The sequence below is a fragment of the Cohnella panacarvi Gsoil 349 genome (assembly GCF_000515335.1).
GTDB lineage: Bacteria > Bacillota > Bacilli > Paenibacillales > Paenibacillaceae > Cohnella > Cohnella panacarvi.
This window is the reverse complement of sequence record NZ_KI911563.1, coordinates 1,976,418-2,001,415: the sequence shown is the minus strand read 5'-3', so window position 1 is coordinate 2,001,415 and position 24,998 is coordinate 1,976,418. Positions and strand designations below refer to the sequence as shown.

Annotated in this window: 20 protein-coding genes and 1 pseudogene; 13 read left to right on the top strand and 8 right to left on the bottom strand. The window is 56.9% G+C overall.

From position 1 onward, the window contains the following. Positions 1 to 154 precede the first annotated feature (154 nt). The 3 genes from chvE (at position 155) to mmsB (ending at position 4,055) form a co-directional block, all read left to right on the top strand. The gene (gene chvE, locus COHPA_RS0109600; RefSeq protein ID WP_027085962.1) at positions 155 to 1,252 is read left to right on the top strand and encodes a multiple monosaccharide ABC transporter substrate-binding protein; all 1,098 of its coding nucleotides are present in this window, start codon (positions 155 to 157) and stop codon (positions 1,250 to 1,252) included. Positions 1,253 to 1,352: 100 nt separating this feature from the next. Further along, positions 1,353 to 2,885: a multiple monosaccharide ABC transporter ATP-binding protein gene (gene mmsA / locus COHPA_RS0109595; protein ID WP_027085961.1), complete on the top strand. Its 1,533-nt coding sequence runs from the start codon at positions 1,353 to 1,355 to the stop codon at positions 2,883 to 2,885. A gap of 3 nt (positions 2,886 to 2,888) precedes the next feature. Next, positions 2,889 to 4,055: a multiple monosaccharide ABC transporter permease gene (mmsB, locus tag COHPA_RS0109590; protein ID WP_027085960.1), complete on the top strand. Its 1,167-nt coding sequence runs from the start codon at positions 2,889 to 2,891 to the stop codon at positions 4,053 to 4,055. Positions 4,056 to 4,105: 50 nt separating this feature from the next. Here the strand turns inward: mmsB and COHPA_RS0109585 are convergent, their stop codons facing one another. Next, a complete protein-coding gene (locus tag COHPA_RS0109585) occupies positions 4,106 to 4,564 on the bottom strand; it encodes a hypothetical protein (protein ID WP_027085959.1) in 459 nt (152 codons plus the stop codon). Position 4,565: 1 nt separating this feature from the next. Beyond that, the gene (locus COHPA_RS0109580; protein ID WP_027085958.1) at positions 4,566 to 5,348 is read right to left on the bottom strand and encodes a hypothetical protein; all 783 of its coding nucleotides are present in this window, start codon (positions 5,346 to 5,348) and stop codon (positions 4,566 to 4,568) included. A gap of 123 nt (positions 5,349 to 5,471) precedes the next feature. Here COHPA_RS0109580 and COHPA_RS0109575 point away from each other — a divergent pair, with 123 nt between their 5' ends. After that, positions 5,472 to 5,756: a YczF family membrane protein gene (locus COHPA_RS0109575; RefSeq protein ID WP_027085957.1), complete on the top strand. Its 285-nt coding sequence runs from the start codon at positions 5,472 to 5,474 to the stop codon at positions 5,754 to 5,756. On the opposite strand, the gene COHPA_RS0109570 is transcribed toward COHPA_RS0109575, so the two are convergent. The 6 genes from COHPA_RS0109570 to COHPA_RS0109545 form a co-directional block, all read right to left on the bottom strand. Beyond that, the gene (locus COHPA_RS0109570; protein WP_027085956.1) at positions 5,706 to 6,818 is read right to left on the bottom strand and encodes a GerAB/ArcD/ProY family transporter; all 1,113 of its coding nucleotides are present in this window, start codon (positions 6,816 to 6,818) and stop codon (positions 5,706 to 5,708) included. The two genes, COHPA_RS0109575 and COHPA_RS0109570, sit on opposite strands and share 51 nt — an antisense overlap. After that, entirely contained in the window at positions 6,815 to 8,062 is a 1,248-nt protein-coding gene (locus COHPA_RS0109565) for a Ger(x)C family spore germination protein (RefSeq protein WP_027085955.1), read from the bottom strand. Before COHPA_RS0109565 ends, COHPA_RS0109570 begins: the two co-directional genes overlap by 4 nt. Further along, positions 8,059 to 9,675, bottom strand: a complete 1,617-nt coding sequence (locus tag COHPA_RS0109560) for a spore germination protein (protein ID WP_027085954.1) — start codon at positions 9,673 to 9,675, stop codon at positions 8,059 to 8,061. The genes COHPA_RS0109565 and COHPA_RS0109560 overlap by 4 nt, the downstream gene beginning before the upstream one ends. Before the next feature lie 128 nt (positions 9,676 to 9,803). Continuing rightward, entirely contained in the window at positions 9,804 to 10,766 is a 963-nt protein-coding gene (locus COHPA_RS0109555) for a sugar ABC transporter substrate-binding protein (RefSeq protein WP_027085953.1), read from the bottom strand. Further along, positions 10,756 to 12,393, bottom strand: a complete 1,638-nt coding sequence (locus COHPA_RS0109550) for a response regulator transcription factor (RefSeq protein ID WP_027085952.1) — start codon at positions 12,391 to 12,393, stop codon at positions 10,756 to 10,758. The genes COHPA_RS0109555 and COHPA_RS0109550 overlap by 11 nt, the downstream gene beginning before the upstream one ends. 4 nt (positions 12,394 to 12,397) lie before the next feature. Further along, positions 12,398 to 14,197, bottom strand: a complete 1,800-nt coding sequence (locus COHPA_RS0109545) for a cache domain-containing sensor histidine kinase (RefSeq protein WP_027085951.1) — start codon at positions 14,195 to 14,197, stop codon at positions 12,398 to 12,400. Positions 14,198 to 14,576: 379 nt separating this feature from the next. On the opposite strand from COHPA_RS0109545, the gene COHPA_RS0109540 reads away from it, so the two are divergent. From COHPA_RS0109540 to kduD, 9 genes and pseudogenes are all read left to right on the top strand, one after another. Then, the gene (locus COHPA_RS0109540) at positions 14,577 to 15,626 is read left to right on the top strand and encodes an ABC transporter substrate-binding protein (protein ID WP_027085950.1); all 1,050 of its coding nucleotides are present in this window, start codon (positions 14,577 to 14,579) and stop codon (positions 15,624 to 15,626) included. A gap of 125 nt (positions 15,627 to 15,751) precedes the next feature. Further along, the gene (locus tag COHPA_RS0109535) at positions 15,752 to 17,275 is read left to right on the top strand and encodes a sugar ABC transporter ATP-binding protein (protein ID WP_027085949.1); all 1,524 of its coding nucleotides are present in this window, start codon (positions 15,752 to 15,754) and stop codon (positions 17,273 to 17,275) included. A gap of 5 nt (positions 17,276 to 17,280) precedes the next feature. Further along, positions 17,281 to 18,318: an ABC transporter permease gene (locus COHPA_RS0109530; RefSeq protein ID WP_027085948.1), complete on the top strand. Its 1,038-nt coding sequence runs from the start codon at positions 17,281 to 17,283 to the stop codon at positions 18,316 to 18,318. Beyond that, positions 18,311 to 19,276, top strand: a complete 966-nt coding sequence (yjfF, locus tag COHPA_RS0109525; RefSeq protein WP_027085947.1) for a galactofuranose ABC transporter, permease protein YjfF — start codon at positions 18,311 to 18,313, stop codon at positions 19,274 to 19,276. Before COHPA_RS0109530 ends, yjfF begins: the two co-directional genes overlap by 8 nt. 48 nt (positions 19,277 to 19,324) lie before the next feature. Further along, positions 19,325 to 21,388, top strand: coding sequence for a methyl-accepting chemotaxis protein (locus COHPA_RS0109520; protein ID WP_027085946.1), 2,064 nt, complete (start codon positions 19,325 to 19,327; stop codon positions 21,386 to 21,388). A 54-nt stretch (positions 21,389 to 21,442) separates the two neighbouring features. Continuing rightward, positions 21,443 to 22,504 carry an ABC transporter substrate-binding protein gene (locus COHPA_RS0109515; RefSeq protein WP_027085945.1) on the top strand — a complete coding sequence of 354 codons (1,062 nt, stop codon included), beginning with the start codon at positions 21,443 to 21,445 and terminating at the stop codon, positions 22,502 to 22,504. Positions 22,505 to 23,165: 661 nt separating this feature from the next. After that, positions 23,166 to 23,323: pseudogene (locus COHPA_RS25085) on the top strand (5-dehydro-4-deoxy-D-glucuronate isomerase); the annotation flags it as partial. Between the two features lie 36 nt (positions 23,324 to 23,359). Continuing rightward, positions 23,360 to 24,130 carry a DeoR/GlpR family DNA-binding transcription regulator gene (locus COHPA_RS0109505; protein WP_027085944.1) on the top strand — a complete coding sequence of 257 codons (771 nt, stop codon included), beginning with the start codon at positions 23,360 to 23,362 and terminating at the stop codon, positions 24,128 to 24,130. Further along, positions 24,127 to 24,876 carry a 2-dehydro-3-deoxy-D-gluconate 5-dehydrogenase KduD gene (gene kduD, locus COHPA_RS0109500; RefSeq protein WP_027085943.1) on the top strand — a complete coding sequence of 250 codons (750 nt, stop codon included), beginning with the start codon at positions 24,127 to 24,129 and terminating at the stop codon, positions 24,874 to 24,876. The genes COHPA_RS0109505 and kduD overlap by 4 nt, the downstream gene beginning before the upstream one ends. Positions 24,877 to 24,998 lie beyond the last annotated feature (122 nt).

The following is a 24,998-nucleotide window of genomic DNA, read 5'->3' as shown; positions in this document are numbered from 1 at the left end:
AAATTCGAACATTATTTTCATTATTTTAACTTGATCTTTCGGAAAATACGAAGAGGTTTGTTTTTTGAAAAAAGTTGTCAATTTCGTCTAAATACCGCTTCGGGGCCTCCGTGATAAATTGGGTTTTGTCAAAAGACGAAAGGGGAGCCCAAAAATGAAAAAGTTTTCGGTAATGGCACTCATTCTCGCATTGGTATTCGTCATCGCGGCTTGCGGCAAAAACAACGATAACGGCAGTTCCGGAGACGACGGCGGCGGAACGAGCAAAGGAACGATCGGCATCGCGATGCCGACCAAATCGTCCGAACGCTGGGTGAAAGACGGAGACAACATGGTGAAGGAATTCCAGAAGCTCGGCTATAAGTCCGATCTTCAGTACGGCGAAGACGTCATCGAGAACCAAGTATCCCAGATCGAGAACATGATTACGAAAGGCGTTAAATTGCTCGTCGTCGCGGCGATCGACGGCGAATCGTTGACCGACGTGCTGCAAAAAGCGGCCGACGCCAAAATTCCGGTCATCGCGTACGACCGCTTGATCAAGAAAACCGAGCACGTCAGCTACTACGCCACGTTCGATAACTTCAAGGTCGGCGTGCTGCAAGCCTCTTATATCGAAGATAAGCTCGGCTTAAAGGACGGCAAAGGCCCATTCAACGTCGAATTGTTCGCAGGGTCCCCGGACGACAACAACGCTTATTTCTTCTTCGACGGCGCGATGAGCGTGCTTAAACCTTACATCGACAGCGGGAAGCTCGTCGTGAAGAGCGGCCAGACGAAATTCGACCAAGTCGCGACTCTTCGTTGGGACGGCGGCGTCGCCCAATCCCGCATGGATAACCTGCTATCCGCTAACTATGCCGACGCGAACGTGGACGCGGTCCTGTCCCCGTACGACGGCATCACGATCGGTATCCTGTCCTCGCTCAAAGGCGTAGGCTACGGTTCAGCCGATAAACCGCTGCCTGTCACTTCCGGCCAAGACGCGGAGCTCGCTTCCGTGAAATCGATTCTTGCCGGCGAGCAGACTTCGACGATCTTCAAAGATACCCGCGAGCTGGCGAAAGTCGCCGTTAAGATGGCCGACGCCGTATTGACGGGCGGCAAGCCGGAGATTAACGACGAGAAGACGTACAATAACGGCGTGAAGATCGTTCCGTCCTACTTGCTCGTGCCGATTTCCGTAGACAAAGAGAACTACAAGCAAGTATTAGTCGACAGCGGTTACTACACGGAAGACCAACTGAAATAAGTTTAAGGGCAGGCACGGAAGAAATCGAATGATTTAGTGATGGCCGTCCCTCTGGCCATCGCTAAATCATTTCTACTTTAATCGAAGGCCGGGTGAACCTATGGCGGGCTATATCTTGGAGATGCGCGGGATTACCAAGACATTCCCCGGCGTCAAAGCGCTCGAGAATGTCCGACTGCAAGTAAAGGAAGGCGAAGTTCACGCTCTATGCGGCGAGAACGGAGCAGGCAAGTCGACGCTGATGAAAGTGCTGAGCGGAGTGTATCCTCACGGCTCGTACGATGGGGATATTCTGTTCAAAGGAGACTCTTGCGGGTTCAAGGATATTAAACAAAGCGAAGAGCTGGGAATCGTCATCATCCACCAAGAGCTGGCGCTTATCCCTTATCTCTCGATCGCCGAGAACCTATTTCTGGGTAACGAACAGACGAAGAGAGGCATTATCGATTGGAACGAGACGAGCGTCCGCACGAAGGAACTGCTGCGTACGGTCGGGTTAAGCGAGAGTCCGAGCACGCTTATCGCGAGCTTGGGCGTAGGCAAGCAGCAGCTCGTGGAAATCGCGAAGGCGTTGTCGAAGAGAGTAAAGCTGCTGATCCTGGACGAGCCGACGGCCGCCTTGAACGAAGAGGACAGCGAGAATCTGCTTAAGCTCATCCTGCAATTGAAGGAACAAGGCATTGCCTCCATTATCATCTCCCACAAGCTTAACGAGATCGCCAAAGTAGCGGATTCGATCACGATTCTGCGGGACGGACGAACGATAGAGACGCTCGATATGCGCAAGGACGATGTGACGGAAGACCGCATCATCAAAGGAATGGTCGGTCGCGATTTGACGCATCGGTATCCCGAGAGGACGCCGAGCATCGGCGAGACGATCTTCGAGGTGTCGGGTTGGAGCGCGTACCACCCGCAGCAACTGGAGCGCAAAGTGCTCGACGACGTGAACTTCCATATTCGCAAAGGCGAAATCGTCGGCATCGCCGGATTGATGGGATCCGGGCGCACGGAGCTGGCCATGAGTATTTTCGGTCGTTCCTATGGACGCCATATTAACGGGACAATCAAGAAGGAAGGCCGGGAGCTGCACATCAAGAATATCAGCGACGCGATCGAAGAAGGTATCGCCTACGTCACGGAAGACCGCAAGCAATACGGCCTGATCCTGATCGACGATATTAAGCGGAACATATCGCTCACGAACTTGGTTAAAATTTCGCGACGCACGGTCGTCAACGAGAACGAGGAGGTCGTTGTCGCCGAATCGTTCCGCAAGCAGATGAATATCAAGACGCCGAGCGTGCTGCAGAAGACGGGCAACTTGAGCGGCGGCAACCAGCAGAAGGTCGTGCTGAGCAAGTGGATTTTCTCCGAACCCGACATTCTCATTCTCGACGAGCCGACGCGAGGCATCGACGTAGGGGCCAAATACGAGATCTACACGATCATCAACCAGTTGGCTTCGTCAGGCAAGGGCGTACTAATGATTTCGTCCGAGCTGCCCGAAATCCTCGGGATGTGCGACCGGATTTACATCATGAGCGAGGGACGCATCACCGGCGAGGTTAATCGGGAAGACGCTTCGCAAGAGGTGCTTATGAAATACATGACGAAGAGCAGGGGAGAATAGCGGATGGAAGTCATGAAGAACGTATTCAAGAACAACGTGCGCCAGTACGGCATGATCTTGGCGCTGATCCTTATTACGGTGCTGTTCCAAGTGCTGTCCGACGGCATTCTGCTGAAGCCGCTGAACGTAACGAATATTATCCAGCAGTACAGCTTTATCTTGGTGCTCGCCATCGGGATGGTTCTCGTGATCATAACGGGTCATATCGATCTGTCGGTCGGTTCGGTCGCCGCGTTCGTCGGAGCCGTGTCGGCTATCATGATGGTCGATTACGATATGCCTTATTGGGCCGCTATTATACTGTCTCTATTGATCGGCGCGTTGGTCGGCGCATGGCAAGGGTTCTGGGTCGCGTATATGCGAATCCCGTCGTTCATCGTGACGCTTGCCGGGATGCTTCTCTTCCGGGGACTTACGATGATCGTGCTGGACGGACAGTCGATCGCCCCGTTCCCGAAGGCGTTCCAGAAGATGAGCACCGGCTTCCTGCCCGACGTGGACGGCAGTTCTTCTATCCACATGCTCACGATTATCGTCGGCGTATTCCTGTCTCTCGTAACGGTGCTGCAAGAGTTCAGAGACCGTCGGGCGCAGCGCAAATACGATTTCGAAGTGCTCCCTTATCCTTGGTTTATCGCCAAACTCGTCGGAATCGTCGCGGTCATTAACGTCTTTACGTACGTGCTGGCGCAGTACAGAGGCATCCCGTACATTCTGATCATTCTGTTCCTGCTCGTTATCGTGTACACGTTCGTCATGAAAAAGACGGTCATGGGCCGTCACACGTACGCGCTCGGCGGCAACGAGAAAGCGGCGAAGCTGTCCGGCGTCAAGACGAAAAGAGTGACGTTCTGGGTGTTCGTCAACATGGGCGCGCTAGCGGCGTTATCCGGACTGATTTACGCCGCGCGCCTGAACGCGGCGACGCCGAAGGCGGGCGTGAACTTCGAGCTCGACGCGATCGCGGCTTGCTTCATCGGCGGCGCGTCGGCTTCCGGAGGGATCGGGACCGTCATGGGGGCGATTATCGGAGGGCTCGTGATGGGCGTCATGAACAACGGGATGTCCCTTATCGGGCTTGGCATCGATTGGCAGCAGGGAATTAAAGGATTGGTGCTCCTCTTTGCCGTAGGCTTCGATATTTACAACAAGAACAAGACGGCTTCTTGATCTAGTCGGTTCGAGCTGGGCGTCGCGGGGCAACTTCTCCCGCGCCGCTCTTATCTCGCCATCGCCATGCCGAGAGCTTTATGATCCCACAGAATGTCCTCTACGACCGACGCCTGATTATCCTCGCACGCAACGATAAGGATGACCTCGCTCCTTTTCCCTTTTTTGATCTGAGTCTGATTTTTGTTCCGTTTGATCAGGTACAGGACCCCGCTTAGCGCAACTCCGATCACAAAGCCGAGAAACGCTCCCGCAATTCCCCAGATGACAGGTCCGCCAGGCCAGACGAACCCTTTGCTGGCGCCGACCGTAGACAAGAGAAAGGCGAAGATCATGCCTTTGTCGATGAACGACATCCCGTCCGCCCGGTGAATCGTATCGAGCAGCCGCGGCTCTTTTTTGCGCAAATCAAGAGGTACGGCGTAAATCGAAGTGATACCCTTCGCCTCAAGCTCCGTAATGGCGATTTCAAGGAAGGTCGAGTACTCGAACGTGGCCAGAATCTGCATGTTATTTCCCTCCAACGGTTACGGGGTGACCAACCGGCTGGTAGTTGTCGATGAGATGCCGTTTGAGAACATCGTTGAACAACTTGTTGTTCTCGACGGTGCTCGTGTAGGCATCGTAAATCGTAAAGTAATAAAAGGAGGGGAAATACAAGACCCATTGTTCGTCGACGACGGATGAAGCCGTGCTCCAATCCCCGATAATCATGCAATGCAGCGCCAGAATCAAATTCGATTGCCATACGATCACGATGGTGCTGATCAAGATAAACGCGGCCAAGACGATACGATGGAGGTACAATTGCCCTACGCTGGGAACTCCCATCGACCATAAGGCCGCCAGCCACGGTTTGCGTTTGTCGAGGTAGTTGACTTCCAAAGCTCCGATGCTGAACTCGTTGAAGCGTCCGTTTTCCCTCTGGGCAAGAAGATAAATTTTGTTCAAATCGACGGCCGTCCGATAGCTGTCGTAGATCGCGAAGATGTACACCGGTATGTACAACGACATGAATCTAGGGTCCAATGCGTCTCTGGCCGCTTGGAACTGACCGTTGAACGTATGGACGACGGCTAGATTCAGGTGAATTTTCTGGTTAATGAACATTTCCCACAAGATCAAAGCGTATCCGCGCAAATATTTATTCAGGAGCAAATGCCCGAAGCCGGGAAAAGCCATGGACCAGCAGGCGATCGTAATCGGATTCCGTTTATGCAACTGCGTCGTTCCCAAGAGGCTGACATGAGCGATGTAACGTTTGTTGCGGAACGCCGTTCTGAAATTTTCCATTGTGCCTCCAATCATGCCAATGATTGATATCTAGTGTCTTCCAGGATAGAGATATCATTCATCCCTTCCGCGCGGGGAACGCTAACCGGTAACGAATCGGCCCGAAGAAGGAGGAGAAGACGATTGTACTGGAAACGTTACGCGGTCTTCGTGCTCCTGTTGGCATGCAGCGTCGCGCTTGATACGGCGATCGACTCGGCGCTTGGCATCGGCGCTTATCACATGGCGCTTAACGTTCGCTTCGTATACGTCATGATGGAACCGAGCGAGCGACTGTTGTTGGTCGTCCTGATGCTCCTGTTCGTGCGCAAACCGCTGGCTAAAGGGATCTCGGCGCTGTTCGGCGGCGGGAAGCGATCAGGAGGAAACGTTTCCGCCCAGCCGTCGAATCCATCCGACGAGCAGTAGGGCAACCGGAATCGCGAATTGGAAAGGCAAGTGGAGATAATACGGGACGATTGTCAGCCCTTCTTCCAGGTGCTCCGTCAAGCTTCCCGCCATAAGAATCGAAGAGATGATGACGACTAACCCGACAGGAAAGATCAACGTCTTATAATTATCCGTGCGGAACAAATCCCGTGCTACCAGTACGGCTGCCAGCATGAAGGTGCCGATCTTGAAAAAGCTCGAAATGATCAGCAGCAGCAGCACGACCGCGTCCATCCGTTGCACGAATTCCGCCAGTCGCAGCCGGCTGAGCGACGTAAACAGCGGGAACGTGGTGCGACTGGCGATCTCGATGCCGAGGACGGAGATGTTGACGAACGCCGCGACGCACAGCAGCGCGGCGCTGAGCAACATCGCCCATATGCCGATCCGTATCGGTTTCCATCGTTGCTTCAGATGAGGGAAGAACATCGCCATGACGATCATTTCGCCGAACGGAAACGTGACGTTCGTCGGATACAACGCCTTCCTGACCGGTTGCCAGCCGTCCGGAAGAACCGGCAGCATGCGCCGGGCATCCGCCATATCCGAGAACATGACGAGCACCAGGATGAGCAAGAAGAGGCCCCCCGTGAACACGAAAAAGATGAAAGCCGTTCGCCCGAACACCTCGATGCCGAGATGAAGCACGTAGCCGACCGCGACCACGATGCAGACGTTGATCACGAATACCGGAGTGACGTCGTAAGACGACGCCGCGAGCAAGTCTCCGAAATCGCGCGTGTTTCGCCCGGCGATGTAGAGGAAGTATAGCAGGTAGCCGAAGCCGATCGTCCAGCCTACGCCTTTGCCCGCGATACGGCTCGCGTAACCGGTCAAAGACAGGTCGGGGAACATTCGGTACAACGAGCCGTAGACGGCAGCCATAAGGACGATGCCGATGCCGCAACCGAGCAAAATGACAATCCATGAGGCTTGCTTCGCGTCTATTCCGATCGGAATGACGACCGCGGAGCCGAGCTCGAACAGAACGATCCAAGAGAATAGATGCAGCGGTCCGAGATTTTCCGTAGACGTCTTCATAATGGCCCTCCTTTGCCTTGCCGGTCGCTCTGTTCCTTGATCAACGACTTGCCTCGCATGCCCGTTCTGCGGATGACGCCGTGGAACGTTACGTTAACTTCCGCGTCCGCGAATATCGAATCCCATCTCGATTCGACGGATTTCCATAGCTTCGGATGGTTCTGCTCTATGATCATCCCGAAGCCGAAGATGTCCGTGGGAGGTTGTTGCGCTTTGCGTACGGCGAGCCCGATATTGTTCCGGATGGCATTCTCCCATTCGCGTTCCAACGCGTGCAGGACGCCGAGATCGTTCAGAGGGATGCCGCATTTCACTTCGCCGATGTTGCCTTCCGCGTTGACGATCACGTTGACGCGAAGCCGACCGTCCTTCAAGGAGACTTCCTTCTTCGTCTTGCTCTTGATGATCTCCATAGCCACGCCCTCGGGGAGGTCTCCGCACGGCAAATTCATAATCGTGCTATGGATGCGGTCCGTGACGAACAGCAACCCGCGAGCGGCATCGCCTTCGAACCATCCCGTAAGCTTGCCGTCCTTGAACATCGCGATATCCGACACTTCCAAGTGAAAGGGCGGGCGGGATTGCTCAAGGCTTTTCTTATCGCCGGCGGATTTGTCGTTGCCGATCAGCTTGATGCCGCTGATCGTCGGTTCCACGCCCGGATTGATCAGCTTGCGGATGACGTCGTCGATCTCGACGACGGCCGTCTCGGACCACAATTGGGAAGACAGTATGCCTTCTCCTAACATCGCGTTCGCCTGCAGCCGTTCCAAAGGGACGAGCGTGCTGATGAGCTTGTCGGGCTCCTCGCCTCTGGCGACAAGCAACAGGGAGGTTAATCTCACCTCGTGCGACCGTTCGAAGAAATCGAACACCTCTTGTATGCCTTCCTTCGCCAGCTTCTCTCCGAGCACGACGACCTGTACGTGCGAGAAGAACAGCTGGCGCGGCACCTGTTTGGAAGCTTTGCGGATCCCTTCGAACAAAGTGCGGGATCGGATGCCGTATATAGTGAACGGGGTATCCGATTTCGAATTCCCGGCATGCGGCTGTCCTCCGGGCATAACGACTTGGAAGGCAAGCTCGAAGCCGCCGGAATCGGCGCGATCGATGGAAAGCGCCGTTACGATGGCTAGCTTATCGATCTCGCGGCTGTTCCAACAACCGATGGTCGCAACCAGCGGCAGGAACGCGAGAACGATTAGCGAGAGCTTCGCCAAAGCATGGCGGGTTTGCGCGCTCATGGCTTCACGCCTCCGCTTCCGGCGTTGCCGCTTCCGTCGGAATCGATATGCGGCCCTTGTCCGGAGGGCATTTTCTCCGTCCGCTCGGCGACGTTGTCGGGCCGGCTTCGGACGGTCCAATGGGGAAGGCGGATGAAGAAATCCTTCCATTGTTCGGGCCGGACCGGAACGAGCGGGGACAAGTAGGCGACGCCGAAAGAGCGAAGCGAGTTCATATGGGCAACGAGCATGATCAAGCCGAGCATGACGCCGTAGAAGCCTAGGAAGCCTGCCGCCAGCATGAATAGAAACCGCAGCAGCCGGGCCGTAATCGCGAGATTGTAGGAAGGGATCGAGAAGTTGGCGATGGCCGTAATCGATACGACGATTACCATGATGGGAGACACGATACCGGCTTGCACGGCCGCTTCGCCGAGCACGAGCGCGCCGACGATCGAGACGGCTTGCCCGACCGCGCGCGGCATTCGGATACCTGCCTCCCTCAGAATTTCGAAGCTGATCTCCATGAGGAACGCTTCGACGAGCGCGGGGAAGGGCACGCCTTCGCGAGATCCCGACAAGTTGATCAGGAGCGGAGTCGGCAGCATCTCCTGATGGAAAGTCGTAAGCGCGATATAAGCGGCCGGACCGAACAACGCGATGACGAAGGCGACGTACCGGAGAAACCGGATGAAGCTTCCGATGTCGTAGCGCTGATAGTAGTCCTCGGCCGCCGTGAAAAACTGCGACATAACGGTCGGAACGACGAGCGCGAACGGAGTGCCGTCGACGATGATCGCGATGCGTCCTTCGATCAAGTTCGCGGCTACGATGTCCGGGCGCTCCGTATTGTAGATGGTCGGGAACGGAGATAGCCAGTTATCTTCGATGAATTCCTCGATATAACCCGATTCCAGGATGGCATCCGTGTCTATTTTGCGCAGTCGGATACGTACTTCATCGATAATCGGCGGCTTGGCGATATTTTTGATGTACATCATGACGACGGTCGTCTGGGTAATGGACCCGATCTTGATGGATTCGAAGGCGAAGTCGGGCGTACGTATTCTTCGGCGGACAAGCCCGACGTTCGTGGCGACCGATTCGGAGAAGCTGTCCTTCGGACCGCGGATGACGATTTGGGTGCTCGCTTCGGACACCGCCCGTCTTTCGCCGCCCATCGTATTGCCGCATATGCATTCGTCCCAGCCGTCTACGAGCAGAACCGTCTTGCCCGTCAGAAGCTCCAGCGACATCGTAGGCCAGTCGGCGACCGCTTCGATCTGGCCGACCGCCAACGCGTTGTCGCAAACATAACGGAACGCGCCTTCCGGCGATTCGATGCCGTCAGGCGGTTCAGGCAAGGAGGGGGACATGAGCGAACGGATGATGAAGTCGTTGACGATATTTTTGTCCGTTAACGTGTCCATATAGACGGCGGCGACTTGAAGCTCTTTCTTAAGGCGCAGCTTGAATCGGCGAATGACCAGATCGGGGCTCGTGCCGAGCTCGTTCTTGATCCGCTCCAAGTTGGCGTTCAAATCGGCGTCCAGGCGGGAAGAACCTGACGCCGTCCGATCCGAGTCGGATGTCCGCTTCTTATTGCGTTCGTACCGTTCGGTGATCTTCCGCATGCGCGGCCTCCCTTCTCGCTAGTCCTTCGCGCCGCGGGGCATGTTCGACATCGGCGTTGAGTATCTTTAGTATCGCTCCTTTTTTTGCCTCCGATTCCAAGACCAAAAAAAGAAGTCCGAGCGACCGGCTAATGCCCGATCCCTTGGACTTCCTCTAACCCCATATCGTCGAACGGCGGTATCGCGATTCCTCGCGACGCATCCAGCAGCCTCCCGACGATCCGTTCTCCCCATAGCTGCTCGTGCTGCGAGACGACGGCCGTAATCTGTCCGTTGTCCAACGCTTGCTGGATTCCCGGCATTAAGCCGAACGCGAGCGCGTAGCGATCAAGTCCGCTGGCCTTCCAGACGAGGACGGACGCCGAGCCCGACATGACGTCGAGCGCGACGAAAGCATCGAAGTGGGGGTGCGACTCGATCATCTCTTCCAGATGGGATAAGGCCGCGGTTTCCTTGCCTTCGTTGTACCGCACCTCGAGCACTTGGATCTCGGTGTTGCCGTTCAAGTAGTCGAGCAACCCTTTCAACCGCTCGCTCATGCTGGTCATCCCCGCCATGCCCGTCTCCATCATGACCATGCCCTTGCCCTCGAGCAAGCCGTCGAGCATCTTGCCCATCCGCTGACCGGCCTGCTCGTTGTCGGCCCCGATATAGGAGAGCCGTTTGCTTCCCGGCGCATCGGACTCGAAGCAGATGACGGGAATGCCCGCCGACACGGCTTTGTCGATGACGGGAACGAGAGCGGACCTGTCGACCGGGTCGATGGCGATTCCGTCGACCTTCTGCGAGATCATCGTCTCCATCATGCGGATTTGCTGCTCCAGGTTCGCTTCGTCCGGCGCTTTGACGATAAGCTGCGCGCCTAAGTCCGCGGCGGCTTCCTTGGCGTATTGGGTGATCATTTCGTAGAATGGATGCGCCATCGGATAGATGATGCCGAAGGTCGGCCGCTCCGAGCTCGTCAAGGACGCGGGCGCTTCATTGCCTTCCGGCGCCGCCGCGGTCGAGACGCCGCCGCCGGACGAGTCGCAACCTCCAGCGAATAGAAGCGCGAGTACGAGCACGGCCAGCCATGCCGTTCTATGCTTCATTCGTAGCACCTTCCCATTCCGCGAGCGTCGTCGTCGTCCGGCTCTGCTTGCGGAAATCCTTGGTCGTCATGCCTGTCGCTTTCTTGAACAAGTTGGAGAAATAATGGGCGTCGTTATAGCCGACCTGATGGGCGATTTCGTACGATTTGTCGTTGGTCGTCTTCAGAAGCTCCATCGCCCGGCGAATGCGAACGCTGGTCAGGAATTCGATGAACGTCTGCCCCGTTTCTTGGCTGAACACCTTGCTTAGATGGCTGGGACTGACGCATACGTGATCGGCGACGTCCTGCAAAGACAGCCGGTCTTGCCCGTAGTTCCGCATAATATAGGTTTTCGCTTGCTCCAGCATGTCGGCATAGCGATCGGCGGCTACGCCCCGCCATTGCCAGAACAGCTCGGCGAGCTTGGCGAGGTACCTTGAAGCATCCTCCCAGGAACCGATATCGCCGATGTTATGCTGGAACCGCATCAGCGTCTCTTCCGCGTCGTCGAGGTTGCGATAAAGGTTCTTCGCCGTCTGGAACACCTCGAGCGTCAGATCGTTGAGCAGATAGAAGCCGTATAGATCGTTGCGCCAGTCCACCTTGCGCAAGCCTTCGGCGAGCGCGCGCGCCACCCGGCCGATGTCCGCGGGCGAGCCGATCTTCAGGAATTCGATGTAGCGCTGGCGGTCCAGCACGACGGACGGATCGAGCGCCCCCTCGACCGCCCGCAGCGACCAGCGGCTCTGGGCGCTGTGCGTAAGCCGCTTCCAATGCTTGTCTTCCTCGGCTTCCAGGAAGGAGGAATGGACGTGCTGAAGCCGCTCCTGCACGCTGCCGATACCTAGCGCCAGCCGGCAGCCCGTCACGGCCTCGATCTCCGACTTCATCTCGTTCTGCGCGAGCTCCAGCGCGCCTTCGAGCTTCTGAAGCGTATCGTGCTTCAGAATCCACACCCGTTCCGTGCGGCTGCGCTTGAACTCGAACGTTTCCGCATGAGAGGCGAATTTGTCCCGGATCAACGCTTCGGCTTGGCCGACGACCCCGTGGTCGATGGAGGCGGAATGGCTCTTGCCGCAGCGGACGTCGGTAATCACGACGACGTAATAACGGGCCATCAAATTGAGCGACAGGGCGGAAGCCGTATCGAGCGCTTCGGCGGTCGTAATCATGCCGGTGCAGATGTCGGCCAGCAGCTTCTCCTGGGACAGCGCGGCGTTCTCGTTCTTGTTCTCCCGCAGAGCCTCCAGCCGCGCCTTCTCGCTTCGTTCCAGGTCGATCTTCGCGCTTACGCTTCTGAGCAACGCGACCAGATCGGCGGAGCTTACCGGCTTCAGGCAATATTCCTCGATGCCGAGCCGTAAAGCGGATCGCGCGTATTCGAATTCGTCGTGGCCGCTAAGGATGATGATCTTCGTATCCGGCAGCCGTTTGCGAACGATGGCGCTCAGCTCCAAGCCGTTCAAGAACGGCATCTTGATATCGGTAATCAGAATGTCGGGTACGATCGATTCGATCATAGGCAGAGCGAGCTCGCCGTCGGACGCGTCTCCGCAATAGACGAACCCTTCGCGCTCCCAATCGACGCAATCCCGGATATTCTCGCGAATGACGATCTCGTCGTCGACCAGCATCACTTTTTTCATAGGCTCATCTCCTTTGCTTCGGAATCCGGAACGACACCTTCGTGCCTTCGCGATCTATACTGTCTACTTGAATTTGATAAGAGTCCCCGTAATAGAGCCGCAGCCGCTGCTGCACGTTGTGAAGCCCGAAGCCGCCGGACACTTCCGAGCCGGTCGTCTCTTCGGGAATAATATGGCGGCTCAATTGCTCGCGAAGCCGGCCGAGCCGTTCTTCGTTCATGCCGATGCCGTTGTCCTCGACGACGATCCGAAGCTCCTGCTCGGAGACGGATTGGCAGGAGATGCGGATCAGCCCTTTGCCCCGCTTGTTCTTAATGCCGTGATATAGCGCGTTCTCGACGATAGGCTGCAGCGTCATCTTGAGAATGCGATAATCTCCGAACGGCTCCGGCGCGTCGATCTCGTAGTCGAGTATGTCGCGGTAGCGCATCTGCTGGATGACGAGATAGCTTCGGACGTGCTCCAGCTCCTCTCTCAGAGGAATCCAGTCTAGCCCTTTGTTGAGACTGACCCGGAAAAACCGCGAGAGCGCTTGCACGAGCTGAATGACCTGGCTGTTCTTGCCGGCCTCGGCCATCCAGACGATAGAATCCAGCGTATTGTATAGAAAATGAGGATGGATTTGCGCCTGAAGCGTGCGAAGCTCCGCCTTCTGAATCTGCACCTGCTCCTTCGCGTGCTGCTCCATCAGGCCGGTTATTTTCTCCAGCATAATGTTGAAGCTCTTGCCGAGGTCGGCGATCTCGTCGTGCCCCGTCGGCTTCACCTTGGCGTCGAGGTAGCCGGAGGCGGCCTGGCGCATCTTGTTCTTAAGCAACTGTACGGGACGCGTCAGCCGCGCCGTGATGAAGAAGTTAAGCCCGATCGCGAAAATAATGCTGAGCACCACGCTGACGATAATGAGTTGGCGGATCGAGTTGGCTTCGGCCATGATTTCTTGAAGCGGCACGATGCCGATAATTTTCCACCCGGTCATCGAGGACGTCGAGAACACGACGAACTGCGGCTTGCCGGACGTCGATTCGACGTAGCTGCCTTGTTCCTGGTCCGTCTTACCGGTCAGGTCGATCTCGTTGATCAGCTTATAGGCGCTCCGGTTGTTCTCCGGGTAGAAGATCGGGCGTCCGGTATGGTCCGTTACGTAGAAAAAGCCGGTTCGGCCGATGACGACGTTGTCGCGGAACTGCTCCACCGCCGTATCGACGAGATCGATGACGATAAAGCCGATGACTTCGTGCGTGATGCTGTTCTTGACCGAGGTCATGATCGAGATAACGTTCTGCTGCGGATATTCGAAGCCGTCCAGCCGGTCGAGCGGAGAGGCGTCCGCGGGAGCGAGATTGAGAATGTCGTCGGGATGGTTCATCAGCGTCTGAAAATGCGGGTTGCGCATCGGGTTGCGATCCATCTGGAATACGCCTTTCCGCTCGCTGATTCCCCGGCCGTACAGATTGACCATCGTTATATTAAGCACGCTATCGTATTTGTACGTTTCCCGATAGAGTCCGAACGTGTTCAGAATCTCTTTGGCATCCTCGTAGGTGTCCGTCTGGGAGAATAAGTAGCGGATGGCTTGCGGGTTATTGCCGAGCTCCAGCAGCTTGCCGGCATCCTCGAACAAGACGTCGATGTTCCTCCCGAGCTGCGTCGCCGCTAACGTCGTGGAGGCTTTGCTATGGCCGGATACCGTGTTGTAAGACTTCTGGTAGGAGAGAAGGCCGACGACGATCAAGGGGACGGAAGTCAGGGTGACGAACATGATGAGCATTCTGGCGCGCATGCTGGTTAATCGGATAAGCTTCATCGGCTCACTGCGCCCTTTCCGTGTTATTCAGGTTGATTCGCTTCGCTCGCATCCGCTTCTGAATAACCTCCGACATAAACGTTATCGCGTTCAGAAAAGATTGCGATAGTCGTTTATGCTTGGTGTATGCGGTTACAAAAATCTATTTCTACTATAGCAAATGGATATCGAACGATCTATGCGCCCGAGGACCTTTGATGGAAAAATCCACTTTGCGAACAAGAAAACAAACCGACGCCGTAAGCCCCCTTCGAAAATGACCAAAAGATCAAATCGAATTCACGCGAGACTCCGTATCTTGGATTTTTGTAAGCGTTTTATACTTTGGATACGCACAGCGGTCGAACGTTGGCGAACTATACGGGAGGTTAGAAAAACAATGAAGAGAACAGGCAAATTGGGGGCATTGCTCGTCTTATCGGCGATCCTGCTGGTAACGTCGGCATGCGGTAAAAACAACAACAACGCCGAGCCAAGCAAGCAAGCTGCGGCCTCGTCCGCTGCTCCGAGCAGCGAAGCGCCGGCTTCAGAAGCGGCAGCGCCGGCCGATCAGCAAATCACGATGGGCTTCGCGCAAGTCGGCGCGGAGAGCGGCTGGAGAACGGCGAATACGGACTCGATTCAGAGCGCGGCCAAAGAAGCGGGCGTCGACCTGAAATTCTCCGACGCGCAGCAGAAGCAAGAGAACCAAATCAAAGCGATCCGCTCTTATATTCAACAGAAGGTCGACGTTATCGCATTTTCGCCGGTCGTAGAATCCGGATGGGACACGGTGCTTAAAGAAGCGAAAGACGCCGGCATCCCGGTTATCTTGACCGACCGCGCGGTCGATTCCAAAGACACCTCCCTGTACGTGACGTTCATGGGCTCCGACTTCGTCGAAGAGGGCCGCATGGCGGGCGCATGGCTCGCCGAGCAATACAAAGACGCGACGGAAGACGTTAACATCGTCGAGCTGCAAGGCACGACGGGTTCCGCTCCGGCGAACGACCGCAAAGCAGGCTTCGAAGAGAAAATCGCGGGCAATGCGCACCTCAAAGTGATCGCTTCCCAGACGGGCGACTTCACTCGCGCCAAAGGCAAAGAAGTTATGCAGGCGTTCTTGAAAGCTAACAAAGACATCGACGTGCTGTACGCCCACAATGACGACATGGCGCTCGGAGCCATCCAAGCGATCGAAGCCGCCGGTCTCAAGCCGGGCGTAGACATCAAGATCATCTCCGTCGACGGCGTTAAAGACGGCATGACCGCGGCCGCCGAAGGCAAAATCAACTACATCGTCGAGTGCAACCCGCTTCTCGGACCGTTGTTGATGCAGACCGCGAAAGATATGCTCGCCGGCAAGGAAGTTCCTAAGCGCATCGTGACGCCGGACGGCACGTTCACGTCGGAGCAAGCGAAAGAAGCGCTTCCGAACCGCAAATATTAATCTATTAATCGCACAAGAGATGAGCCGCTCCACTGCCGGGTATCCGTCCTGGAGTGGCTTTCTCTCTTCATAGGGCGAGTTCGTTCGGGCCCGACGAAGATTCGATACGATCAAGGAGGTTCGCGATGAGCACAGTCGACGGGCAAGAGCGGGAGCCGATCTTGCAGATGAGCGGCATTTATAAGCATTTTCCCGGGGTAAAAGCTTTGAATAACGTAAGCTTCCGCTTATTCCCCGGAGAGGTCCACGCGCTGATGGGGGAGAACGGGGCCGGCAAATCGACGCTGATCAAGGTGCTGACCGGCGTCTATTCGATCGATCAGGGCGCCGTAACGCTGAGCGGCCGCCACGTGGCGATCCATAGCCCGCTTGAGGCGCAGGCGGCCGGAATCAGCACGGTGTACCAGGAAGTGAATCTATGTCCGAACCTTACGGTCGCGGAAAATATATTCATCGGACGCGAACCGCGCCGGTTTGGGCGCATTCTGTGGAAGGAAATGAACCGCAAGGCGGAGCAGCTGCTTCGGGAGAGGCTGCAGCTCGGCATCGACGTCACGCAGCCGCTGTACATGTATTCCGTAGCCATCCAGCAATTGGTGGCGATCGCCAGGGCGCTGAATATTTCGGCGAAAGTGCTCATTCTGGACGAACCGACGTCCAGCTTAGACCGCAACGAGGTGGAGCAGCTATTCAAGATCATGCGCAAGCTGAAGGAAGACGGACTCGCGATTCTGTTCGTCACGCATTTCCTGGATCAGGTGTACGAAATTTCGGAGCGAATAACCATTCTCCGCAACGGAGAATTTGTCGGGGAGTATGAAGCGGCGCAACTGCCCCGGATAGAGCTGGTATCGAAGATGATCGGCAAGGAACTCGAGCTGCTCGGCGAGCTGCCGAAAGCGGGCGGCGAAGGACGCGCTGAGGCGAAGGAGTCGCTGATCGAGGCGATCGGGCTCGGACGCAAAGGCGCGATCGAGCCGTTCGATCTGCTGATCGGCAAAGGCGAGGTCGTAAGCTTGGCCGGCCTGCTCGGCTCCGGCCGCACGGAGATGGCGCGCTTGTTCTTCGGCGCGGATCGGCCGGACCAAGGCCAACTGCTGCTGAAGGATTCGCCGGGGGCCGTCCATTCGCCCCGCCAGGCGATCGACGCGGGCATCGCTTTCTGCCCGGAGAACCGCAAGACGGAAGGCATTATCGACGATCTGACCGTCCGCGAGAATATCGTGCTGGCGATGCAGGCGACCCGCGGCTGGATGAGAAGAATTCCGCGGAAGAAGCAGGATGAGCTCGCCGATCAGTATATTAAGGCGCTGAACATTAATCCTCCGAATCCGGAGCATTTGGTTAAAAACTTGAGCGGCGGCAACCAGCAGAAGGTGATCCTCGCCCGCTGGCTGCTGACCCAACCGAAGCTGCTCATTCTGGATGAGCCGACGCGCGGCATCGACGTCGGGGCGAAGGCCGAAATCCAGAAGCTGGTGCTGTCGCTAGCCCGGCAAGGCATGTCGGTGCTGTTCGTCTCGTCGGAGCTCGAGGAAGTCGTCCGCGTCAGCGACCGGATCGTCGTGCTCCGCGATCGCAAGAAAGTAAAAGAAATGCAAGAAGACATCGGCCAGCAGCAAGTGATGCAGGCAATCGCGGGAGGTTAAAGCATATGCGCATTCATAAGCATCATCTGTTCTGGCCGCTTGCCATGCTGGCCGCGCTGCTGCTATTCAATTTGTTCTATTCGCCCGAGGAGTTCTACACGGTTCAAGTTCGTAACGGTCATCTCTACGGCACGCTCATCGACATCCTGAATTTCGGGGCGCCGCTCATTCTGGTCGCGATCGGCATGACGGTCGTCATCGCGACGGGCGGAATCGACCTGTCGGTCGGCTCGATCGTTGCGATCTCGGGAGCGATGGCTTGCCTTACGATCAGCAAGGGCGCCGATCAAGACGCATTAGGCCTGCTGGCGGAGGCGATCGCGCTATCGATCGGAATCGCTTTGCTGCTAGGGCTGTGGAACGGCTTGCTCGTTTCGGTTATCGGCATACAGCCGATTATCGCCACGCTCATTCTAATGGTCGCGGGACGCGGCATCGCTCAGCTCATTACTTCGGGGCAGATCATTACGGTCACGAGCGACCGGTACGGCTATATCGGATCGGGCTCGCTGCTCGGGCTGCCTTTCTCGATTTTCATCGTCGTTGCCGTGTTCGCGGTAGCCGTGCTGCTGACTCGCCGCACCGCGCTTGGCTTGTTCATCGAATCGGTCGGCCGCAATCCGAGCGCGAGCCGCCTCGCGGGCATTCGCTCCCGGTACGTCTTGATCGCGGTGTACTTGTTCTGCGGGTTGTGCGCGGCGATCGCCGGACTTATTCTGAGCTCCAACGTATCGAGCGCCGACGGCAACAACGCCGGCCTGTGGTACGAGCTCGACGCGATTCTGGCCGTCGTTATCGGCGGAACGTCGCTTACCGGCGGACGGTTCTACTTGACCGGCACCTTGATCGGCGCGCTCATCATTCAAACGTTGACGACGACGATCTATATGATCGGCGTACCGCCGGAAATTACGCTGGTCGTCAAAGCGTTCGTCGTGCTGGTCGTCTGCCTCATTCAATCGGAGACGTTCCGGAAGACGCTCGTGCAGCGTTGGCAAACTCGCCGTTACCCGGCGGAACGGGAGGTGGCGAAGCATGTTTAAGCAGAAGTATCTGTCCATCGCGGTTACGGTGTTCCTATTCGCCGTCATGTTCCTGGCCGGTTCTTTCCGTTATACGGGATTCTTCTCGCTCCAGGTCATCTTGAACCTGCTGATCGATAACGCGTTCCTGCTGATCGTCGCGGTAGGCATGACGTTCGTCATCGTGACGGGCGGCATCGACTTGTCGGTCGGTTCCGTCATCGCGTTAACGACGATGATGTCCGCAAGCCTCGTGCAGGAGCACGGGTGGCCTCCGGCCGTCGTCATTCCGCTGATGCTGGTCATCGGCTCGCTGTTCGGATGGGTCATGGGCGCGATCATCCATTATTTCAAGATTCAGCCGTTCATCGTCACGCTTGCCGGCATGTTCCTCGCGCGCGGGCTCTGTTACGTCATCAGCATCAATACGATTACGATCGACGATGCGTTCTATACGAAGATGGCGCAGACGAAGATCCATCTTCCGGGCGGAAGCTTCATCTCGATCAGCGTCATTATCGCGCTTGTCGTCATCGCGGCGGGCATCTACATTGCGCACTACACCCGGCTCGGACGCAATATCTACGCGCTCGGCGGCAGCGAGCAGTCCGCGCTGCTCATGGGCTTGCCGGTCGCCCGCACGAAGATCGCCGTCTACACGCTTAGCGGCTTCTGTTCCGCGCTCGCCGGCGTCGTGTTCACGTTCTATATGCTGTCCGGCTACGGTCTGCACGCGATGGGACTCGAGCTCGACGCGATCGCCTCCGTCGTCATCGGCGGAACGCTGCTTACCGGCGGCGTCGGGTATATATTCGGAACGTTCTTCGGCGTATTGATCCAAGGGGTCATTCAGACGATCATCAGCTTCGAAGGCACGCTTAGCTCTTGGTGGACGAAGATCGTCATCGGGCTCTTGTTATTCTTGTTCATTTTGTTCCAGCGCGTACTCAGCGCGCGGCAAGCGACGCAGAAGCTGTAGCGCATCGAGGCGGTCTTCGCGGCCGCCCTTACGAGGAGGCCCGTTCGCATGACGGAGTTTCGCAAGCTCATTGGTTCGCTCTTCCGTTCTCCCGCCAGATCCATCGGGACGAAGCTGTTCTTGATTTTCGTATGCGCGGTGTGCCTGTCCGTCGGAGGGCTCGGCTGGTTCGCTTCCAGCGCGGCGCGTTCCGGCATTATCGACGAACTGGAGCAAGGCTCGGTGCAGACCGTCTCCCTTGCGGGGGAGAAGCTGGACATGCAGCAACTCTCGTATTTGAACCTGGCCTTGGAGCTGGTGAATAACAGCAGCTTCTTGGAGCCGTTGTTCCAGATTACGAACGCGTCGATCGACGAGGAGGAACGGAAGGTTCTTGCGGGAAGCATACAAGGCCTGCTGGATCAATTGGCGTTGTCCGATTCGCGAATCAGAGACATTACGCTATTCCCGCTGGAGGACGAGCTGCCGCCGATCAGTACGATCAGGGAGACGGGCGCCATCGCGGATGCGGCGGAAGAGCCATGGATGCGGGACGTCGTGCGGGCGGAGGGCAAGGAAGTGTGGCTGCCGACGCGAGAGAAAGGATATTACGGGAACGCTCCGAAGCCGCTTTTCGCTTATGGCAAGCTGCTGGGGAAGAAAAACATCGGTTCCCGGGATTTCGCTCTCGTCGTGCAGATCGAAGCGTCGGTGCTCGGCGACCTGATCAAGGAAGTCAGGCTTAGCGATAACGCGGAGACGCAAATTCTCGATGCGCATGGGCGGCTGCTCGCGACCAACTTCTCCGAAGGGACGGGCGCGGGCGAAGTGTTCGCTTACGATGCGGCGCAGCAGGCCGGCTCCGCGATCCGGGAAGGATCGGACGGCCGGCAGCTATGGACGGCTTACCGGCACTCGCCCATAAGCGGCTGGACGCTGGCGGGCGTCGCGCCGCTTACGGAGTTGACCGCCTCGGCGGATCGGATTCGCGCGGTGACGACGATGGCCGTCGCGGGTTGCGCGGTCGTCGCGCTGCTCGTCGGCTTATGGCTTGTACGGATGATCGGTTCCCCGCTCAGAAGAATGGAGTCGCTGATGAATCAAGCGGCGGACGGACTTTTGACGGGCAGAATGCGCGTTCGAAGCAAGAACGAGCTCGGCCAAGTGGCGGAAGCGTACAACCGGATGATGGAGAATCTTGGCCGAATGGTCGGGGAGACGCTCGCTTCCGCCAAGGAAGTCGCCTCCTCGAGTCAACGCTTAAGCGAAGCGGCCAGTCGCACGACGAGCGCGGCGCACGATATTCGCGCGGTAACGGAGCAAATCGCGCAAGGCGCGATTAACCTGGCGTCCGGAGCGGAGCGCGGCATCGTGAGCGTGGAAAGCATGGGCGAGCGGCTGAAGGAAGCGTATTCGCTGCAGGCGAGAATGGCCGGTTCGGCCATGGAGACGGGCGAAGCGTGCAGACGCGGCGGCGCGGCGATGGAAGGGCTGGTGACCCGGGCGGAAGCAACGGAGTCCAGGCTTCGCAAGGCCGGAGATCGGATCGTCGGCCTGAAGGAGGAGGCGGGTTCGGTTCGCGGCATCGTGGAACTGATGGACCGAATGTCCAAGCAGATTCGGATTCTGTCGCTGAACGCCTCGATCGAAGCGACGCGGGCGGGCGCGGCGGGCGCCGGGTTCAAAGTGATCGCGGAAGAAATCCGCAAGCTTGCGGAGCGCTCGGACGAATCCATTGCAAGCGTGGGTACCTTCACCGAGTCGATCGAAGGCGAAGTCGAAGGCACGTTCGCCGCGATGGAAGAGGCGTTGCCGTTCTTCCGCCAGATGCTGGAGGAGATCGGCGCGATCCACCTTGCGTTCGGCGAGATGAGCGAGCGGATGGAGCAGCTCGGAGTTCATTCGGCCGGGGTCGAACAGGCGATCGGGCAGCTTAACGACGAAGGCGCGTCGCTCGCGACCGTTATGGGCGAAGTGTCCGCCATCGCTCAGCAGTCGACGGCGGCGTCGGAGGAAGCGGCGCACCAATGCTCGTCACAGACGCAGATCAGCGAGCAGTTGCTTGAGCAATCCCGGAGCCTCGGCGAGGTTTCAGATAAGCTGGCCTTACAGATGCGTCAATTTCGATTATAATGGAGTCGGGATTCATTCGTTCGAACGATTCCATCCAGAGAGAAGGGTTGAGGCGTGAACCATCGGACAATCGGTGTCGGCAGCATGATCGGGGCGTTGTTCTGCGCGCTCTTGGTGATCCTATCGGGGTGCGACAACGGGCAGAAGTCTCCTGCCGTGAGCGCGCCGGCGGTTATCCCCGATAGATCGGGCGAGCTGCTTAGCGTTGCCGAAGACGCCGATCCGGTTCTAACCCCTCCGCTCGTACTGGGATTCTCCCAATTAGGCACGGAAAGCGATTGGCGGCTCGCGAATACCGAATCGATCAAGGAAGCCGCCAAGGAAGCGGGAGTCGAGCTAAGATTCGAGAACGCGGAGCAATCGCAGCAGAAGCAGATCGCCGCCATCCGGTCGTTCATCGAGCAGAAGGTGGACGTTATCGCAATCGCGCCGGTGATCCAGTCCGGGTGGGAACCTATACTTAAGGAAGCCAAGGCCGCGGGCATCCCGGTCATCATCTCCGACCGTTCGATCGACGTGGCGGATTCCTCGCTGTTCGTCACGTTCATCGGGGCCGACTTCTATGAGGAAGGGCGGAAAGCGGGCAAATATTTGCTGGATAAAACAAGAGACATGACGGGAACGATCGGCATCGCCGAGCTGAAAGGAACGGAAGGCTCTGCTCCTTCCATCGAACGAGGCAAAGGATTCAGAGACACGATCGAGGGCAATTCGAATTTCGTCTATCTGGAGAGCGATTACGCGGACTTCACGTTCGAGCAAGGCAAGGAGACGATGCGTCGTTTTCTGCGAGAGAAGGGCAAAGAGATCCGCGTGCTGTTCGCGCATAACGACGATATGGCGCTCGGTGCGATCGAAGCGATCGAGGAGTACGGGCTGAGACCGGGCAAAGATATCGTCATTATTTCCGTGGACGGAACGCGCAGGGCGCTCGAGAAGCTGGCGGAAGGCAAAATCAACCTCGTCGTCGAGTGCAACCCGCTGCTCGGGCCGAACCTCATCCAGGCGGCGACCGAAATCATGCAGGGGCGTATGCTGCCGAAGCGGATCGTGCCGCCGGAGAGCGTATTCACCGAGCAGATGGCCAAGCGCGAAGCGGCGAAACGCAAATATTGAGTTTGTCATGAGGGGCTGCTTAGGCAGCCTTTTTTAGATCGGGGGATGGTCTCGCGGGCTGTTGGAGCACCGAGCAAGCAGGTTTGTCCTTCGCTGTCTATGGAGCAAATAAATAACAACAAATCGATAGTTAATTGAGCGCGATCTCACGGTTTGGCGATTTTTCGTTCCGAATAACTGCGCATTGTTGTTGTTTTTTACCTCATAGTCGGATTTTAAGAGAAATAGCTGCGAATGGTTGTTATTCGGCATAACCCTTGCGCAGCCCCTTTTGGTTTAGGGTACGCTCCCACTATAACGGAACTAGGTTCCGCTATAGTGCCTCTTGTCCTCGTCATTCCTCGCACTAACGGAACTCACTCAAACTCACTTCCGCCAATGAGTCCCGAGCCCTGGGAATCACAGTAATAACAGGGGGGAGTGCCGATAAAGCGACCATGCCGGGGAAGCGCCTCAATTGCGCCATTGTCCCAGATTAGAGAATTGAAAAGAATTCGAATAAGTTATATAATGAACTAAAGTTGTAATAAACGAACCCAAATGAACCTATTTGGAAGGTTGGCCATGGAATCCGTTACGCTTCCCGCCCGCACGAAGTCAAAGCCTTCGACACCTCGCATCTACGCGAAGAGTTCCTGATCGAGCGAGCCTGCGGAGATTGCGCCACATCGTGCTTCGCAACGAGCAGGCGGTCATTTTCCCTAGCTGGTCGATCCACGGCGGCGTCGGCACGAACAACTATACGTTCATTTGGTGGTGGCGGGCGACAATCAAATGTTCGAAGACATGGACGCTGTCGCGATGAAAGACTTACAATAAGAGACAAAATCCGTCCAACGAAAGCGATGATAGCCAGTGAACCCGATCCGCAGATATGAAAAAATCATGGAATTATTGCTAGCCGCAAGAGAAGTGACGGTTGCGGAGCTGATCGACCAACTTAGCGTGACCGGCAAAACGATCCGGGAAGACTTGGCGAAGCTGGAGGAGAAGGGGCTGCTGCATCGGATCCACGGCGGAGCGGTACTGGCGCAAGCGAATCAACTCGGGATTCTTACGCCGCGAGAAGCGAATGACCCGAGCGCAGCCGAGCGCGGGGAGATCGCGGCGACTGCCGTATCGCTGCTCGAACCTAACGAGGTAATCGCGCTCGACGGCGGAAGGACGACGCTGGAGGTCGCAAGGCTGCTTCAAGATATGCCGCTTACCGTGGTGACGAACGATTTGCTCATTATCGCGGTGCTTGCGCATAAGGAGAAAGTTCGTCTAGTCGTACCCGGCGGCTATCAAATGCGCAACGTGCTGATCGGAACGGAAGCGGCAGCTTATATCCGCAGGTTGAATATATCCAAAGCGTTCCTGTCTACGACCGCGGTCCATCCGGAAGACGGCTTTACGATATACGCGGGCGAATCGGCGGAAATCAAACGCGCATGGCTGGAAACCGCGAAGACGGCCTACGTGCTCGCGGACCGCGAGAAGTTCGGACAAGGCGCGCTGTTCACGTTCGCCGCATTGAACGAGGCAACCGGCATTATAACGGATTCCGGGCTCCCAGCCGAGACGGCGGAGCTGTATCGCACCAAGGGAGCGCGGCAAATCATTCGGGGGAGTGAAGTGAAATGAGCTTTAGATTGTCGGGCAGAACAGCGCTCGTTACCGGAACGTCCGGGGGCATCGGGCAAGCGATCGCGATCGGTCTCGCGGAAGCGGGCGCTTCGATTGTTGCGGTATCTGCATCGAACAGCAACGAGACCGTCGAGATCATTCGCAAGCTTGGCGGTCAAGCTGAGCAGATTTCCGCCGATCTGAGCAAGGAAGACGGACTCGAAGCCGTGTTCCGGCAGGGGCTTGGGTTTTTCGGCAGCATAGACATCCTCGTGAACAATGCGGGCATGATTCGTCGCGCGCCGGCGGCCGAGCATTCGAGCAAAGACTGGCATGACGTTATCGACTTGAACCTCAACTCGTTATTTTTCCTGAGCCAGCTCGCAGGCAGAGAGATGATCCGCCAAGGCAGCGGCAAAGTAATCAACATCGCTTCCATGCTCAGCTATCAAGGAGGCGTTAACGTCCCGGGCTATACGGCCAGCAAGCATGCGGTCGCCGGCCTTACGAAAGCGCTGGCCAACGAGTGGGCGGGCAAAGGCATTCAAGTGAACGCGATCGCTCCGGGCTACATAGACACGAGAAACACGGCGCCGCTCATCGCGGACGAGAAACGGAATAAAGCGATTCTGGAGCGCATTCCCGCGGGCCGCTGGGGCACGCCGGAAGACTTGAAGGGTCCTGCTGTCTTCCTTGCATCTCCAGCTTCGGATTATATGAACGGCCACGTGCTTTGCGTTGACGGCGGATGGCTGGCACGTTAAAGCATAGCGCCTTTCGGCGGCTGCGGAATATCCGCAGTCGTCTTCTTTGTGCGCGTAGCGCACACTGACGTTTTAATTGAGTGGCGTTACCGAAGCGGAATATGTTACTTTGAAGGAAACAT

Excerpts from the sequence above, each read along its gene's own strand:
- chvE (WP_027085962.1), top strand. The coding sequence starts at position 155 with ATGAAAAAGTTTTCGGTAATGGCACTCATTCTCGCATTGGTATTCGTC.
- mmsA (WP_027085961.1), top strand. The coding sequence starts at position 1,353 with ATGGCGGGCTATATCTTGGAGATGCGCGGGATTACCAAGACATTCCCC.
- mmsB (WP_027085960.1), top strand. The coding sequence starts at position 2,889 with ATGGAAGTCATGAAGAACGTATTCAAGAACAACGTGCGCCAGTACGGC.
- COHPA_RS0109585 (WP_027085959.1), bottom strand. The coding sequence starts at position 4,564 with ATGCAGATTCTGGCCACGTTCGAGTACTCGACCTTCCTTGAAATCGCC.
- COHPA_RS0109580 (WP_027085958.1), bottom strand. The coding sequence starts at position 5,348 with ATGGAAAATTTCAGAACGGCGTTCCGCAACAAACGTTACATCGCTCAT.
- COHPA_RS0109570 (WP_027085956.1), bottom strand. The coding sequence starts at position 6,818 with ATGAAGACGTCTACGGAAAATCTCGGACCGCTGCATCTATTCTCTTGG.
- COHPA_RS0109565 (WP_027085955.1), bottom strand. The coding sequence starts at position 8,062 with ATGAGCGCGCAAACCCGCCATGCTTTGGCGAAGCTCTCGCTAATCGTT.
- COHPA_RS0109560 (WP_027085954.1), bottom strand. The coding sequence starts at position 9,675 with ATGCGGAAGATCACCGAACGGTACGAACGCAATAAGAAGCGGACATCC.
- COHPA_RS0109555 (WP_027085953.1), bottom strand. The coding sequence starts at position 10,766 with ATGAAGCATAGAACGGCATGGCTGGCCGTGCTCGTACTCGCGCTTCTA.
- COHPA_RS0109550 (WP_027085952.1), bottom strand. The coding sequence starts at position 12,393 with ATGAAAAAAGTGATGCTGGTCGACGACGAGATCGTCATTCGCGAGAAT.
- COHPA_RS0109545 (WP_027085951.1), bottom strand. The coding sequence starts at position 14,197 with ATGAAGCTTATCCGATTAACCAGCATGCGCGCCAGAATGCTCATCATG.
- COHPA_RS0109540 (WP_027085950.1), top strand. The coding sequence starts at position 14,577 with ATGAAGAGAACAGGCAAATTGGGGGCATTGCTCGTCTTATCGGCGATC.
- COHPA_RS0109535 (WP_027085949.1), top strand. The coding sequence starts at position 15,752 with ATGAGCACAGTCGACGGGCAAGAGCGGGAGCCGATCTTGCAGATGAGC.
- COHPA_RS0109530 (WP_027085948.1), top strand. The coding sequence starts at position 17,281 with ATGCGCATTCATAAGCATCATCTGTTCTGGCCGCTTGCCATGCTGGCC.
- yjfF (WP_027085947.1), top strand. The coding sequence starts at position 18,311 with ATGTTTAAGCAGAAGTATCTGTCCATCGCGGTTACGGTGTTCCTATTC.
- COHPA_RS0109520 (WP_027085946.1), top strand. The coding sequence starts at position 19,325 with ATGACGGAGTTTCGCAAGCTCATTGGTTCGCTCTTCCGTTCTCCCGCC.
- kduD (WP_027085943.1), top strand. The coding sequence starts at position 24,127 with ATGAGCTTTAGATTGTCGGGCAGAACAGCGCTCGTTACCGGAACGTCC.